Origin of the sequence: Halomonas profundus (assembly GCF_020865425.1) — a bacterium.
GTDB classification, from domain to species: Bacteria; Pseudomonadota; Gammaproteobacteria; order Pseudomonadales; family Halomonadaceae; genus Vreelandella; species Vreelandella titanicae.
The window spans coordinates 3,289,457-3,304,492 of record NZ_CP086344.1 but is presented as its reverse complement, the minus strand read 5'-3'; the positions used below and the strand labels follow the sequence as shown (position 1 = coordinate 3,304,492).

14 protein-coding genes and 3 tRNA genes are annotated in these 15,036 nt (G+C 53.8%); 12 read left to right on the top strand and 5 right to left on the bottom strand.

Annotation, left to right across the window (positions count from 1 at the left end):
• Positions 1-248: 248 nt before the first annotated feature.
• From LMS44_RS15050 to LMS44_RS15040, 3 genes are all read right to left on the bottom strand, one after another.
• Positions 249-335 (bottom strand) — tRNA-Leu (locus LMS44_RS15050).
• Between the two features lie 45 nt (positions 336-380).
• Positions 381-467 (bottom strand) — tRNA-Leu (locus LMS44_RS15045).
• A gap of 64 nt (positions 468-531) precedes the next feature.
• A tRNA-Leu gene (locus LMS44_RS15040) sits at positions 532-618 on the bottom strand.
• 249 nt (positions 619-867) lie between these two features.
• On the opposite strand from LMS44_RS15040, the gene rnr reads away from it, so the two are divergent.
• From rnr to LMS44_RS14995, 9 genes are all read left to right on the top strand, one after another.
• Positions 868-3,285 carry a ribonuclease R gene (gene rnr, locus LMS44_RS15035; protein WP_027960143.1) on the top strand — a complete coding sequence of 806 codons (2,418 nt, stop codon included), beginning with the start codon at positions 868-870 and terminating at the stop codon, positions 3,283-3,285.
• A 2-nt stretch (positions 3,286-3,287) separates the two neighbouring features.
• Positions 3,288-4,073: a 23S rRNA (guanosine(2251)-2'-O)-methyltransferase RlmB gene (rlmB, locus tag LMS44_RS15030; protein ID WP_009287665.1), complete on the top strand. Its 786-nt coding sequence runs from the start codon at positions 3,288-3,290 to the stop codon at positions 4,071-4,073.
• A gap of 219 nt (positions 4,074-4,292) precedes the next feature.
• Positions 4,293-4,670 (top strand): 30S ribosomal protein S6, encoded by a 378-nt coding sequence (gene rpsF / locus LMS44_RS15025; protein ID WP_007113338.1) that lies wholly within the window; start codon positions 4,293-4,295, stop codon positions 4,668-4,670.
• A 33-nt stretch (positions 4,671-4,703) separates the two neighbouring features.
• Positions 4,704-4,931 (top strand): 30S ribosomal protein S18, encoded by a 228-nt coding sequence (gene rpsR, locus LMS44_RS15020; RefSeq protein WP_008958980.1) that lies wholly within the window; start codon positions 4,704-4,706, stop codon positions 4,929-4,931.
• A 12-nt stretch (positions 4,932-4,943) separates the two neighbouring features.
• A complete protein-coding gene (locus LMS44_RS15015; RefSeq protein ID WP_498947298.1) occupies positions 4,944-5,795 on the top strand; it encodes a hypothetical protein in 852 nt (283 codons plus the stop codon).
• Positions 5,796-5,810: 15 nt separating this feature from the next.
• Positions 5,811-6,257 (top strand): 50S ribosomal protein L9, encoded by a 447-nt coding sequence (rplI, locus tag LMS44_RS15010; RefSeq protein WP_022522724.1) that lies wholly within the window; start codon positions 5,811-5,813, stop codon positions 6,255-6,257.
• A gap of 276 nt (positions 6,258-6,533) precedes the next feature.
• Positions 6,534-7,922 (top strand): replicative DNA helicase, encoded by a 1,389-nt coding sequence (gene dnaB / locus LMS44_RS15005; protein WP_009287667.1) that lies wholly within the window; start codon positions 6,534-6,536, stop codon positions 7,920-7,922.
• 107 nt (positions 7,923-8,029) lie between these two features.
• Positions 8,030-8,323, top strand: a complete 294-nt coding sequence (locus LMS44_RS15000; RefSeq protein WP_022522725.1) for a hypothetical protein — start codon at positions 8,030-8,032, stop codon at positions 8,321-8,323.
• 185 nt (positions 8,324-8,508) lie between these two features.
• Complete coding sequence (locus LMS44_RS14995) at positions 8,509-8,811, top strand: DUF6482 family protein (protein ID WP_027960145.1); 303 nt, start codon at positions 8,509-8,511, stop codon at positions 8,809-8,811.
• A 15-nt stretch (positions 8,812-8,826) separates the two neighbouring features.
• Here LMS44_RS14995 and LMS44_RS14990 read toward each other — a convergent pair whose 3' ends face one another.
• Together LMS44_RS14990 and LMS44_RS14985 are read right to left on the bottom strand one after the other, a co-directional pair.
• Positions 8,827-9,225, bottom strand: coding sequence for a thiol-disulfide oxidoreductase DCC family protein (locus LMS44_RS14990; RefSeq protein WP_498945520.1), 399 nt, complete (start codon positions 9,223-9,225; stop codon positions 8,827-8,829).
• A complete protein-coding gene (locus LMS44_RS14985) occupies positions 9,222-10,811 on the bottom strand; it encodes a cryptochrome/photolyase family protein (protein WP_498945519.1) in 1,590 nt (529 codons plus the stop codon). The genes LMS44_RS14990 and LMS44_RS14985 overlap by 4 nt, the downstream gene beginning before the upstream one ends.
• A gap of 130 nt (positions 10,812-10,941) precedes the next feature.
• On the opposite strand from LMS44_RS14985, the gene hemH reads away from it, so the two are divergent.
• The 3 genes from hemH (at position 10,942) to LMS44_RS14970 (ending at position 15,027) form a co-directional block, all read left to right on the top strand.
• Positions 10,942-12,033, top strand: coding sequence for a ferrochelatase (gene hemH, locus LMS44_RS14980; RefSeq protein WP_022522729.1), 1,092 nt, complete (start codon positions 10,942-10,944; stop codon positions 12,031-12,033).
• Positions 12,034-12,263: 230 nt separating this feature from the next.
• The gene (locus LMS44_RS14975) at positions 12,264-14,603 is read left to right on the top strand and encodes a putative monovalent cation/H+ antiporter subunit A (RefSeq protein ID WP_027960148.1); all 2,340 of its coding nucleotides are present in this window, start codon (positions 12,264-12,266) and stop codon (positions 14,601-14,603) included.
• Positions 14,596-15,027, top strand: a complete 432-nt coding sequence (locus LMS44_RS14970; RefSeq protein ID WP_022522731.1) for a Na+/H+ antiporter subunit B — start codon at positions 14,596-14,598, stop codon at positions 15,025-15,027. The genes LMS44_RS14975 and LMS44_RS14970 overlap by 8 nt, the downstream gene beginning before the upstream one ends.
• Positions 15,028-15,036: the final 9 nt, after the last annotated feature.

The following is a 15,036-nucleotide window of genomic DNA, read 5'->3' as shown; positions in this document are numbered from 1 at the left end:
GATATAAAGCGAAGACTCGGAATGGGGGTATGCGCTGAATGCATGGGCCGCCGATGGATTAGCAGGTCATTAAAGACAGCAAACGCTTGGAGTTAAAATCTAAGATATGCGCGATCAGGAAGCCAGGATTTGAGGCGACTTAAATCCGGTGGAGATAAAGGGATGTATAGGAGATAAAAAAGGGGGGTAGTGAGAGTGGCAGAAAATCTGAAGATACTATGATGATGCGGACTGGCCCATGTAAGTCATGGTGCCCAGGAGAGGACTTGAACCTCCACGTCCATACGGACACTAGCACCTGAAGCTAGCGCGTCTACCAATTCCGCCACCTGGGCGCATCATCTAACGCTTGGATTAACTACTTACTGTTTGTGTTCGTATGGTGCCCAGGAGAGGACTTGAACCTCCACGTCCATACAGACACTAGCACCTGAAGCTAGCGCGTCTACCAATTCCGCCACCTGGGCGAACACAAACCTTGCCTTGCTTAACACCGTACTGCTCATACCAATAGATAGCATAAAAGCAGTTTGGTGCCCAGAAGAGGACTTGAACCTCCACGTCCATACGGACACTAGCACCTGAAGCTAGCGCGTCTACCAATTCCGCCATCTGGGCAAGTGGCGCGTATAATACCGGGGTGATGGTTAAATGCAAGACCCCTAACGTGCTTTTTATAACGCAAATTGTATAAACAACGTCTAAGACGGTTGGGTGATTGAACGTGCAGCGCTATACTGCGCCTATGACTAAACAAAACCCTATTCATTTCAGCCTATCAAGCGTTGAAATATCCAGCCCGCAACGCAACGCGTTTGCGCCTTTTTTATGCCTCTCGCAAATGACGCCATCAAGGATGTTGATCGCATGAAGTATTGGACGTTAAGTGATGATCCGCACGCCGAGCGCGAGGCGCATAAATATGGCAACCCAGCGCCAAGCCGGGAGTATTTGCTTGCAGCCTTAGAAAGCTATGGCAAGCCGATCACTCACGAAAATATGAGCCGCATGCTGGGGCTGGAAGACGAAGAACTTATAGAAGCCGTCAGGCGCCGCTTGGCGGCGATGGAACGCGACGGTCAGGTGCTGCGTGACCGGCGAGGCGCCTATGCGCTGATCGACAAGCTCGATCTGGTCAAAGGCAAGGTGCTGGGGCACCGAGACGGCTTTGGTTTTCTGCTGCGCGATGATGGCAAAAAGCCAGACCTGGTATTGCCCCCGCGCCAAATGCGCCGTGTTTTTCACGGTGACCACGTGCTGGCGCGCATTAGCGGACGCGATCGCCGTGGTCGTGATGAGGCGACCATTGCCGATGTGATTGCACGCAACACGCAAACTATCGTCGGCGTTTACCGTAGTAATACGCCTGAGTTTGGCATTCTAATACCGGAAAATCCGCGTATCACTCAGGAAGTGATTATTCCTCATAGCGCCTGCGGTGGCGCGAAAGATGGCCAGGTGATCTCGGCCAAAATCGTTCAGCAGCCGGCCACCCGTGTACAGCCGGTAGGTGAGGTAATCGAAGTGCTGGGTGAGCGTATGGATCCCGGTATGGAAATTGATATTGCGATTCGCAGTTACGATATTCCTGCAGAATTCCCGCCTGAAGTGCTCGACCAGATCGCCGGCATTTCAGCTGAAGTGTTGGAAGAGGATAAGCAGCACCGCGTTGACCTGCGTGACGTGCCGCTGGTTACCATTGACGATGAGTCTGCCAAAGACTTCGATGATGCTGTGTGTGCTTGGAAAACCAAATCCGGTAGTTGGAAACTGCTCGTCGCCATCGCGGACGTTTCCCACTATGTACGCCCAGGCACGCCGTTGGACGACGAAGGCCGCACACGGGGCAACTCGGTCTACTTCCCTGGTCAAGTGGTTCCCATGCTACCGGAACTGCTGTCCAACGGGCTCTGTTCGCTGAACCCACACGTGGATCGGCTGGTGCTGGTGTGCGAGATGAATATTTCGCAAACCGGTGCGATTAGCCGCTACCGCTTCTACGAAGCCGTCATGAACTCCCACGCTCGCCTGACCTATAACAAGGTGGCCGCGATTCTCGACGATAAGAGCGAAGACGGTGAGGCGCTAAGGGCAGAGCACAGTGAGCTAGTTAAGCCGCTGAAAAATCTGGAAGAGCTTTACTACTTGTTGCGCGAAGCGCGTGCCGAGCGTGGTGCGATCGATTTTGACACCACTGAAACAGCAATCATCTTTAACGATGAGCGCAAAATCGAAAAAATCGTTCCACGTAGCCGTAACAATGCTCACAAGTTAATTGAAGAGTGCATGCTGGCGGCCAACGTGGCGACTGCGCGCTTCCTGGATAAGCATGATTTGCCAGCGCTTTACCGTATCCATGAGCGCCCGACGCCGGAGCGGCTTGATAAGCTGCGCCTGTTCTTGAATGAGTTAGGTCTTGCTGTCGGCGGCGGTGATATGCCCACTCCGCAGGACTACCAGGCACTACGTGAAACGATTGCCGACCGCCCTGACTTCGATATCATTCAGACGGTCATGCTGCGCTCAATGAATCAGGCGGTCTACTCACCGCAAAACGAAGGCCACTTTGGCTTGGCCTACCAAGCCTACGCCCACTTTACCTCGCCGATTCGCCGCTATCCCGACCTGCTGGTACACCGCGCTATTCGTTCGGTGATCCGCGGTCCGCGCCAGACCAACACGGTGTTGCGCGTAGAAGGTGCGCCGGTTGAGCCGCCCAGCAAGTGGTGTCCGTATACCTTCGAGCAGATGCTTGAACTGGGTGAACACTGCTCAATGACTGAGCGCCGTGCCGACGAGGCCACTCGTGATGTAGAGAGCTGGCTGAAGTGCGAGTTTATGTCCGACAAGCTCGGCGAAATGTTCGAAGGTACCATCGCCTCCGTCACTCAGTTCGGTCTGTTTGTGCGTCTGGATGAGTTCTACGTGGAAGGCTTGGTTCACGTGACGTCGCTGCCTTCGGATTATTACCACTACGAAGCTGAGAAGCACCGTCTTAAAGGTGAGCGCACCGGCACGACCTACCGTTTGGGTGATGGTCTTACCGTCCAAGTGGCGCGTGTCGATATGGACGATCGTAAGATTGACTTTGGGCTGGGTGATGAAAAGCCGCGCCCACGCCGCCAGCCGCGTAAGAGCCGCGGTGGGGAAGGGGGCGCTGGTGCTAAAGGTGGTGGTGCTAAGGCATCTGGTAACAAACCATCCAATAGCGAGAAGCCTGCTACGCGTCGCGGCCCACGCCGTACGCGAAATGGCCCACGCAAACCATCACCGAATAAGGGCTGAGTATGAAGTCGGCGTCTTCACGGCGGGGCCCCAAGACCCCTGATGGTTTGGATCAGGTATATGGCGTTCATGCATTGCAAAGCCTGTTAGACAGAGGCGAAGCGCCCCGAGAGCTTTGGGTGCAGCAGGGGGCAGGGAGCCGCTTAAAAGAGCTGATTACCCAGGCCCAGGCGCATGGTGCTCGAGTAAAAGAGCAGCCCCGGGATTTGCTTGATCAGCTAACCCAGGGGGCGGCTCATCAGGGAGTGGTGGCGTTTTGTCCGCCGTTAACTCCTGAAGGTGAAGAGTCGCTCTGGCTTAAGCTACGCGCCTGGCCCTCGAATACACCACCGCTGTTGCTGATTTTGGATGGCGTGACAGATGTGCATAACTTTGGTGCCTGCCTGCGTAGCGCGGATGCCGCCGGTGCCCACGGCGTGATTGTGGCGAAAGATAAAGCCGCACCGCTCAATGCAACGGTGCGTAAAGTCGCTTGTGGCGCCGCCGAAGTGGTGCCGGTTTATCAAGTGACTAACTTGGCTCGCACCCTGGCCAAGCTAAAAGATGCCGGTGTCTGGATAACCGGTACGGCTGGTGAAGCTGAGGCCAGCGTTTTTGACATTGATATGACCGGCCCCACCGCGCTGGTGATGGGGGCGGAAGGCAAGGGCATGCGGCGCTTGACTCGCGAAGCCTGCGATAATCTTGCCAAGCTTCCCATGGCGGGGGAGGTCTCTAGCCTTAATGTCTCGGTGGCTACTGGTATTTGCCTGTTCGAGGCTGTCCGTCAGCGCCAGCTTGCAAGTTAACCGCCGTGCTACTAAGATACACGCGCCCGTTTGTCTGCAAGCGGGTGTTAGCTGTCGTTGAAGTATTAGCTTTTGCTGAAATGAAAAGTTCTGTTTGATGCCCCTGTGGCCGCCTAGCGCGGTGGCGGAGCACTTCAGTTAACTCCTTGCTTCCCTGTCGTCGTTTATTGCGTTAAGCAATGGCACACAAAGGAAGCTGTCAAACCGCAAGGAGATCCCATGCGTCATTACGAAATCGTGTTTATGGTCCACCCGGATCAAAGCGAGCAGGTGCCGGCAATGGTCGAGCGCTACACCAGCATCGTTACCGAAAACAGCGGCACTGTGCATCGTCTAGAAGATTGGGGCCGTCGTCACTTGGCTTACCCAATCAACAAGATCCACAAAGCCCACTACGTGCTGATGAACGTTGAATGTAGCGGCGAGACTCTCGACGAGATCGAGAACATCTTCCGTTACAACGACGCCATTATCCGCAGCCTGGTTGTTCGCTGCAAAGAAGCTGTTACTGAAGCTTCCCCGATGATGAAACCGGCAGAAGAAAAACGTCCGCGTCGCGAAGAAAAACCGCGCGCTGAAGAAGAAGAAACTGCCTGATTTTATTCACTGCACGTTTTAAGGAGCTAGTCCATGGCACGTTTTTTCCGTCGCCGTAAGTTTTGCCGCTTCACCGCTGAAGGCATCAAGCAGATCGATTACAAAGATCTGGACACGCTGAAGGCTTACATCACCGAAACCGGCAAGATCGTTCCAAGCCGTATTACCGGCACCAAAGCACGCTATCAGCGTCAGTTGGCGACCGCTATCAAGCGTTCGCGTTATCTGGCACTGCTGCCCTACTCCGATAGCCACCAGTAAGCGTTTAACGTGATGCTGGCACTAGCCCGATGGCTAATGCGGGGCACGCCTTACGCTGCAGGCGGGGCGGCCTTGGCAACGCTAGTGCCTTGGCTGTTCTGGTTAGGAGCAGCCATCGCTGCGTTGATGACGCTGCGCAGAGGTTTTGCCCCTGCGCTACCGGTCATCATCGCCGCAGCACTACCAGCCGGTTGGTGGTGGGCTCAGGGTGATGTGATTCCGCTTGCCAGCTTACTGCTGGTTACGCTGATGGCCGTTATCCTGCGCGAGAGGATGCGTTGGGGGGAAACCTTGATTGTGGGGACGTTGGTCGCCTCTGTCATGGTTCAACTCGGCATCTTCAGTCCGCCAGGTGGCACTGAGCTAATGCTTGAGCAGTTGCGAGAAGGTTCAGAAGAAGTGGATCGCATGCTCACGGAATTTGCCAATCAAGGCTACGATACTCAAACCATTGCCGCACTGGTGGTGGGTGGAGTAACCGGGCTTGTGGTGCTGTTGGCAGCCATAGTGTGCTTGGCACTTGCGCGGAGTTGGCAAGCTGGGTTGTACAACCCAGGTGGCTTTCGCGAAGAGTTTCACGCACTGCGCTTGACCCCTAAAGAGCTAGCCGTGCTGGTCGTCATTGGGGTGATAGGTATGCTGCTAGGCGCTCATGCGCTGGCGATGCTTGGTTGGATTCCGCTGTTGGTAGCTGGCGTTGCGTTAGTGCACGGGTTTATTGGAATAAAGGGGATGAACGGGCTGTGGCTGGTAGCATTTTATGTGCTACTGATCACGACCTGGCCCACGATTCTCATTGTGCTGCTGTTGGGGCTGATTGATACATTCGCGAACGTTCGCGCACGCCTTGCCCGCAGCAACTGACAAGAGGTTTACGAGATGGAAGTCATTCTGCTCGACAACATTGGTAAGCTGGGCGGCCTGGGTGACAAGGTCACCGTGAAGCCTGGTTATGGTCGTAACTACTTGGTGCCTTACGGCTTAGCCGTACCGGCCACCAAAGACAACATCGAAGCGTTTGAAGCACAGCGTGCTGAGCTCGAAGCGCAAGCCGCTGAGCGTAAGGCAGAAGCCGAAGCGCGCGCTGAGCAGCTAAACGATATCGAACTGTCTTTGGTTTCCAAAGCAGGCGATGAAGGCAAGCTGTTTGGTTCTATTGGTCCGCGTGACCTGGCCGACGCGATTTCCTCTGCTGGCATCGATATTGCCAAAAGCGAAGTCCGCATGCCAAATGGCCCAATTCGTCAAACTGGCGAATACGACATCACTCTTCACTTGCACGCTGAAGTGGATGCCGTTGTACGCGTAGTGGTAGTTGCAGAGTAATTGAGCGAGTAGTTAAGTTAGTAACGACGTAAAGTCGTTACTAACGGCAGCTAATACAGCTGCCTCAAAAGGCGCGGGGTTTCTCCCGCGCCTTTTGTTTTTCCGGGTATCCGCTAGTTCTGGATATTCGCTATTTTTTGGGCGTTGCCAAAACTATCCAGCCCATCTCCCGCTGGGTATTTTAAGACAACGCCTTGATCATGTTGGTAGTCGCACCGCATGCGGCTAAGATAAGCATCTTCACCGGCTACGCAGTAGTGTTTAAAGGAGCTCGCTATGCAGGACCAGCCTTCTGCTGATACAGAAACGGCAGCGCTAAAACTGCCGCCGCATTCATTAGAGGCGGAGCAGTCGGTACTAGGCGGGCTCATGCTAGACAACCAGGCCTGGGATAACGTTTCAGAGCGGTTGGTCGCTGATGACTTCTACCGCTATGAGCACCGTTTGGTGTTCAACGTGATGATTCATCTGGCTGAAGCCGGTCAGCCGCTGGATGTGGTGACGCTTTCTGAAGCGCTGGAAGCGCGTGATCACTTGGATACCGTAGGCGGCCTGGCGTTTTTGGCAGAGCTTGCTCGTAACACGCCCTCTGCCAGTAATATTCGCGCCTATGCTGATATCGTGCGTGAGCGGGCAACGCTGCGCAAGCTGATCCGTGCGGCTAATCAAATTGCCGATAGTGCCTTTACTCCCCAGGGGCGCCCGGCTGATGAATTGCTTAACGAAGCCGAGCGGTTAGTGTTCCAGATTGCCGAGGAGCGCCCCAAAACGGGCGGCCCCATTGGCATGAGCGATCTATTGACCAAGGCGGTGGATCGTATTGATGAGCTGTTTAATCTGAAAGGTGAAATGACCGGGCTTTCCACTGGTTTTCGTGATCTGGATGAAATGACCACCGGGTTGCAGCCATCCGATATGGTGGTCATCGCCGGTCGACCCTCGATGGGTAAAACGACCTTCGCTATGAACCTGGTTGAACATGCGGTGATTTCCAGCGACAAGCCAGTCATGGTGTTCTCCATGGAGATGCCCGCAGAGTCGCTCATGCTGAGGATGCTGTCTTCCCTGGGCCGAATCGATCAAACCCGTGTGCGTACCGGGCAACTGGAGGACGAGGATTGGCCGCGTTTAACCTCAGCGGTTAATCTGCTCAAAGACAAACAGCTGTTTATCGACGACACCGCGGCCTTGTCGCCTAACGAAATGCGCTCAAGGTTGCGCCGTGTGGTGCGTGAACATGGCAATATCGCACTGGTCATGATCGATTATCTTCAGTTGATGCAGATCCCTGGCTTTAGCGAAAACCGCACCGGTGAGATTTCCGAGATTTCGCGCTCCTTGAAGGGGTTGGCGAAAGAGTTTAACTGCCCTGTGGTAGCTCTTTCTCAGTTGAACCGCTCCTTGGAGCAGCGCCCCAACAAACGCCCGGTTATGTCGGATCTGAGGGAATCTGGTGCGATCGAGCAGGATGCCGACGTCATTGCCTTCGTTTATCGCGATGAGGTCTATAATCCAGATAATCCCGACAATCAGGGGATTGCTGAGTTAATTATCGGTAAGCAGCGTAATGGTCCTATTGGCACGGTGCATATGGCCTTTATCGGCAAATATACCCGCTTTGAGGATTTGGCCCCGGATAGTTACGGCCAAGCGTTCGGCGACTAAGTTAATGATGACTGGTTTGTGATGACAGGCTAGTGATAAGTAGCTTGAGGATGGGGGGCGAGTTCGTATAATGCCTCACCCACGATATGTAAAAACGGGAGCAGCAAATGGCAGGTGGATTTCGGCGCGGTAACCGGCAGCGTCTTCCTAAGTTAGAAGGTCGCGGTGAGCTAGAGGCGATAGAGCGCGAAGGCCCTTTTAAAGAGTGGCTAGGTATGCCGGATCTTTATCGCTACCATTTAGTGGTCGCAGGCGAGAAGTATAGTTACCAGACTGAAGATGGTGAGCTGCCTGTGACGGTGGGAGATAAGGTCGTGTTCCGCTACAAAGAGACTAAAGGCGGCAACTGGATTGACCGCAATTCGCTTGGCAAAGCGATCGACCCCTCTGAATATCAATGATCGATTGATATCTTGACCTGCCGGTCAGGAACTCTCTTGCGATATTGACCTCCTAGCTATTAATGTCTAGTTATTGCTTATTGTCATTACATTGCAATGACAGGGCAATAGAAGTGTCATGGGGCGCAGTCATGCTGTGCCCTGATGACATAACGTATGAAATAGCCAAATAATAGGAGGGAACCATGGAACTTAAGGATCTTAAGCAATTTGTCGCCAATCACGACAATTTTGAAATTCGCGTGATTACCCATTCGGGCAGCCGTTTTTATCAGGTTGAGCTGGAAGACGTTGAAGGCGAGCGTCATATGCTGACGCAGCGTACCAAGCCAATGCTGTTTCGCTCGCTAGATGATGCCTATATGGATCTCAAGCGCGCCGGGATTCATCGCGCTTACCTGGTACAGCATGTGCCCCACGATGAAGTGATAGGCCGCGACGCGCACTATAGTGAGCCGCTCACATCGCGTATGCCGCTTGTTTTTTAACGCTGCTCTCACCCATCAACGTTTAGCCTGACGCTTTTCCCACCACTGCCCAAGCCGAATTCGGCGACGGGCAAAAAACCGGTAGCCGGCATTCATTATGCCGTGTACTCCCGGAAAGCATGAAAACCTCACCAGCCGCCGATAGCCCAACACTGCATAGAGGGCACGGCTGGCATCCATGCCGATATACCATTTCCCTTGGCTATCACGCAGGTGCAACTGGCCCATCATGGCGTTAAAGTCCTGCCCATACGCCTGAGCGTTAAAATCACGTGCCTGGATATCTACCAGCGCGATGTGTTCCCGATGGCGATGCTTTTCCAGCCACGCGACTTCCTGTTGGCAAAAGGGGCAGTGACCATCGTGAAATAGCATAACTGGCGGTGCAGCATGTAGTGGCGTGTAGCGGCTCATGGTGACTCCTGGTTGGTATTGGCCGAATAACCTGCTGTGTGGTAGGGCTGCCCGTAGCCAGGCGATGTTTCCAATTGATCCAAAAAGTGCTCAGCCTGTTGGCGGATAGCCTCGCGCTTCTCATCGGCCATGCGGTTGAGGGAGCCGTAAATCAGCTTCATACGAGGGTTCTTACTCAGGCGCTCAGCGTTGGTTTCGAGAAAGTGCCAGTAAAGGCTGTTGAAAGGGCAGGCTTTTGGCCCCGTGACCTGCTTGGGTGAGTAACGGCAGTGCTGACAATGGTCGGACATTTTGTCGATATACTTGCCCGACGCACAGTAGGGCTTCGAGCCCATTAAGCCGCCGTCGGCATGGAGCACCATCCCCAGCGTATTAGGCAACTCTACCCACTCACTGGCATCGGCATAAACCGCCAAGTACCAGTCGCATAGCGCCTCAGGTTTAACTCCGCATAGTAAGGCGAAATTGCCTGTCACCATCAGTCGTTGAATATGGTGGGCGTAGCTATTGTCGATGGTCATCTGAATAGCGCGCTGTAGGCAGCGCATATCGGTATCCGCGTCCCAGTAAAACGCGGGCAGATCGCGCTCAAAACCTAGCTGATTAGCGCTTTTGTAGCTGGGCATCTGTGTCCAGTAGAGCCCTCGCACGTACTCGCGCCAGCCAAGTATTTGGCGAATAAACCCTTCGACGGCGTTGATCGGCACGTCGCCGTCATAGTAGCGCTGCTCGGCGGCTTCGCAGACTTCATGAGGCGACAGCAAGCCGATGTTCATCGCGGCTGAGAGCCGCGAGTGATATAGATAGGGCGCTGAATCGCTAATCGCATCCTGATAGCGGCCAAAATCAGCCAGTCCATGGTCTATAAAATGCTTTAGATCCACTAATGCCTGCCGCCGTGTCACCGGAAGGTTAAAGTTCGCCAATGTGCCCATATGATCGCTAAAGTGGCGCTCGGCATCAGCCAGAGCGGCTTTTGTCAGTGCATCCTGGCGATGTTGAGGTAGCTCAGGGAAATCCAGTGCGGCTTTGATAGGCTGGCGATTGTCGTGGTCAAAATTCCATTTGCCGCCAACGGGTTCGTCGCCCTCCATCAAGTACCCGGTGCGCTTGCGCTGTTCCCGGTAAAAGTACTCAAGGCGCAGCTGTTTGCGTCCGCTTGCCCATTGGCTAAAGTCATCGGGTGTGGTGAAAAAGCGCTCATCCTCAAGTAGTCGCCACGGAATCGTTGCGTTTTCGCGCTGCTGCATCGTCTCCCATAGCTGCCATTCGCCAGGTCGGGCAACGCGTATCTCATTGCAGCCGTACTGTTGCGCGATGCGTTCGGCTTCCTCAATAAGGGAGTGGCAATTATCTGCATCATCCAGCGCGCTGTAGTGCACTTGAAAGCCTTTTTCGCGCAGTGCCTGGGCAAAGTGACGCATGGCGGCCAAAAAGAGGCCAATTTTATGGATATGATGGGGCACATAGCGCGCCTCTTCGCCAACTTCGCATAGGGCAACCACGGCATTGGCGGGCGCGTCTCGCAGCGTTGTGAGTGAAAACGAGAGCTGGTCGCCGAGCACTAAAAGCAAAGGCTTGGACATAAATTGGCCTGTAGTTATACAAATAATGCCGATAGTATAACTTTATGCCGCCACTTTGCCGAAAAGTGATAAGATTTAATTAATTGATAGATGTACTGAGCACCATCGTTATTTTTCAGGAGCATGAGTAATGACCGAGAATGTCGTCAAGGATCAGCCGGGCGAGGGCCGCTTGGCCCATGCACCCAGCGAGCATCCGCCGGTAGCGCGCGCCAAGGTGGGTGTTGTGCTGGCAAACCTGGGAACCCCGGATGCCACCGACTACTGGTCAATGCGTCGTTACCTTAATGAGTTTCTTTCTGATAAGCGTGTGGTCGACTATGCCGGTTGGAAATGGCAGCCGTTGCTACAGCTGATTATTTTGACCAAGCGTCCGTTCTCATCGGGCAAGGCCTACCGGGGAATCTGGAATAACGAGAAAAACGAAAGCCCGCTGCTAACAACGACGCGCGCCCAGACCGAGAAGATGACCGCACGGTTAAAGGCGCTTTATGGTGACGATGTCGAGGTCGATTTCTGCATGCGCTACGGTAATCCCTCGACGGAAAGCGTGCTGACGCGATTAAAAGAGAAGGGCTGCGAGCGAATCGTGTTTTTTCCGCTATACCCTCAGTACGGTTCGCCCACCACGGCGACGGCGAATGATCAGGCGTTTCGCACCCTGATGAAGATGAAGTGGCAGCCTTATATACGTACGGTGCCCGCTTATTTTGAACATCCTGCCTACGTTCAGGCGTTGGCCAACTCGGTACAAGAAGCCTACGACGGTTTCTCGACCCGGCCGACCAAGCTGGTGGCCAGCTACCATGGCGTTCCCGAGCGCTACCTGATGGAGGGTGATCCTTACCACTGTCAGTGCCAGAAAACGACGCGCCTGCTCCGTGAGAAGCTTGGTTTTAGCAAAGAGGAAGTGGATACCGCTTTCCAGTCGCAGTTTGGCCCTGAAAAATGGGTCGGCCCACAAACCGTTAAGCATGTGGCAGAACTCGCCGAGCAGGGGCATAAGCACATTGCGATTATGTCGCCTGCCTTCTCTTCCGACTGTGTTGAAACCTTGGAAGAGATCGAAGAGGAGATTCGCGATAGCTTTATGGAAGCGGGTGGCGAAACGTTCAGCTATATACCTTGCCTGAATGATCGCGATGACCATATTGAGGCACTGTTAGCAGTCATCAACAATGAATTAGCAGGATGGCTATCGGCCCCAAACCCTAGCGTTTAGCTAGCTACTCGTCATAACTGAAAGCTAATAGCAGCCGCCCTGCGAAATTAATCGCTGTGCGGCTGTTTGCGTTTAAGCGTTTGACTGGTCAGTCAAAACTGCCTGTTATATGGTGTACAACTTTAGAATCACTATTATTCAACGCTGGCATATTATTGGCAAGGTAAGGTGTCTAACCGCTAGCGGCTGTCTTGGTGGTGAGCCTTTCGTTTTTCAGGAGGTTTCGCTTGATACAATTTGCCGTTTTAATGGGGTTCGTACTGGCGGCGCTATCGCCAATGTTAAACCACTGGTTCGGCCAGCGTGCCAGCCTAGTATTGGCTCTATTTCCTGCCGGATTGGCGGCGTGGTTGGCACTTCAAGCCCCTGAGGTCATTGAGAACGGTAGCCTGCTTTTAGAGTGGCAGTGGGTGCCTTCTCTGGGAATCAGCCTTACCTTCCTGTTGGACGGTCTATCGTTACTCTTTGGGTTATTGATTACCGTTATGGGGGCCTGCGTGCTGGTATATGCCGGCGGCTACCTTAAAGATCACCCTGATCTTGCCCGATTTCACATCGCCTTGGTCGCCTTCATGGTGTCGATGCTGGGGCTGGTACTAGCTGACGGCCTATTAACGCTATTCGTTTTTTGGGAATTGACCAGCATTACCTCCTATTTGCTGATTGGTTTTAACCACGCTGATATCAATGCACGTAAATCAGCGCGGCAGGGCTTATTCGTTACCGTGGCGGGTGGGTTAGCATTAATGGCTGGGCTGGTGCTGCTAGGGATTGCCAGCGGTAGCTGGTCGCTGGCGGAGATTCTCGATCAGGAGGCTGACCTGCGTGAACATGCACTCTACACGCCTATGCTGATCTGTTTGCTACTGGGTGCCTTCACCAAATCGGCGCAGTTTCCGTTTCACTTTTGGTTACCCAACGCCATGGCCGCGCCGACTCCGGTTTCGGCTTACCTGCACTCGGCCACCATGGTGAAAGCGGGTATTTATCTGCTGGCGCGCTTACACCCGGAGCTGGGTGGCACTGCGATGTGGGTTGGCGTTCTTTCCGTGGTCGGCGCAACCACTATGCTGGTGGGTGCGTTTTTAGCGATTCATCACACCAATATCAAAAAGCTGCTCGCTTACTCGACCATTATGGCGCTGGGCACGCTGACGATGCTATTGGGCATCGGCACCGAGTACGCGATGACCGCGTTTGTTACCTTCCTGCTCGCGCACTCGCTGTATAAAGGGGCGCTGTTTATGGTCGCCGGTATTCTCGATCATGAGACCGGCACGAAAGATGTCACCCAGATGGGCGGGTTACGCTCAGTGATGCCGCTGACTGCCACCATTGCGTTGGTGGCTGCGCTTTCGCTTGCCGGTGTGCCGCCGCTACTCGGTTTTATCGGTAAAGAACTGATGCTTGAATCAGTTCTCGGTGCCGATAGCTTCCGAACACTACTGGTGCTGTTCGCCTTTCTGGCATCTATTTTAACTATCGCCGTTGCTTTCATTGTGGCGCTACGTCCTTTTTACGGTAAGCGTCACCAAACCCCGCTTGAACCACATGAAGCCCCGCCTGGTATGCTGCTTGGGCCCGCGTTGCTCGCACTAGGGTCGCTACTGTTAGGCTTGATGCCCGCTGTGCTGGGTGCTGATGCGTTGTTAACGGCAACCGCCACTGCTATATCCGGGCAAACAGTAGAAGTGGCGCTGTCGCTTTGGTATGGCATTAACGTCGCGTTGATAATGTCGATCGTTAGCCTTGGTTTAGGCTTTTTGCTGTTTAGGCGTTGGGACAGCGTGCGTGGCAAGCTCTCTGTATTGGCACCGGTGATGCGCCATGGCCCCGAGGCTGGGTATGAAAGCATGATGAATGGCATTGTGCACTTCTCAGAGTGGCAAACTCGGCTGCTCCAAAACGGCTATATGCGTAACTACATTTTAGTGATGTTAGCGACGCTTATTGCACTGATCGGTAATTCAATTCTATTACGCCATTCGCCTGTGTTTGCCGTTGACCTGGATGTGCGTTTTCACGAGGTAGTCGTGGCTGGCACTATGGTGATGGGGGCACTGTTTGCGACCATTTCTCGATCGCGGCTGGGGGCAGTGGTTTCCGTGGGCATCATGGGTTTTTCCATTGCATTGATTTTTGTTCTGTTCAGTGCGCCAGATTTAGCGATTACCCAACTGCTGGTAGAGACCTTAACGGTTATTTTGCTGGTACTGGTGCTGTTTCGCCTGCCACGCTTCTCGAATCTTTCCACCAGCTTGGAGCGCATACGCGACGGCGTGGTGGCCGCTATGGTGGGTATCTTGATCTGCCTACTGATTATGACCTCCTGGAGCATTCAACAGTTTGAGCCCATTTCGACCTACATGATTGAGAACAGCGCGCCTTTGGCGTATGGCCGCAACATCGTTAACGTCATTTTGGTCGACTACCGTGCCCTGGATACCTTAGGTGAGATGTTCGTGTTAGCGCTTGCCGCCATCGGCGTGATCGCCATGTTAAAGCTACGCAATAACACCAAAACCACCGACAGCAGTAAAGTAGCTGCCAAGGAGCCTTACGATGGTTAAGTCAGGCACGATTATTCTTAATACCGCCGCACGGTTTTTAATGCCGCTGCAACTGATGTTTTCTATTTTCCTATTGCTGCGAGGGCATGACGAGCCGGGCGGAGGATTTATTGCCGGCTTGGTAGCGGCAGGGGCGTTTACGCTGTATCTGTTTGCCTTTGGTGTAAGTGCCACCAAAGAAGTGCTGCGCATGGTCGACCCCCGAGACCTGATTGGGGTTGGGCTATTGCTGGGAATGATCTCGGTAGTGCCTGCCTGGTTTATGGGGCAGCCATTTCTGACAGCCCAGTGGTGGACTATCCCGGTTATCGACTTTAAAGCTTCCACGCCGCTGATTTTCGATGTAGGCGTCTATTTTGCTGTGCTGGGTTCGGTCACCGGCATGGTGATGACGCTTATGGAGGTCGACAAGGATGAACCTTGAGTTAACAGG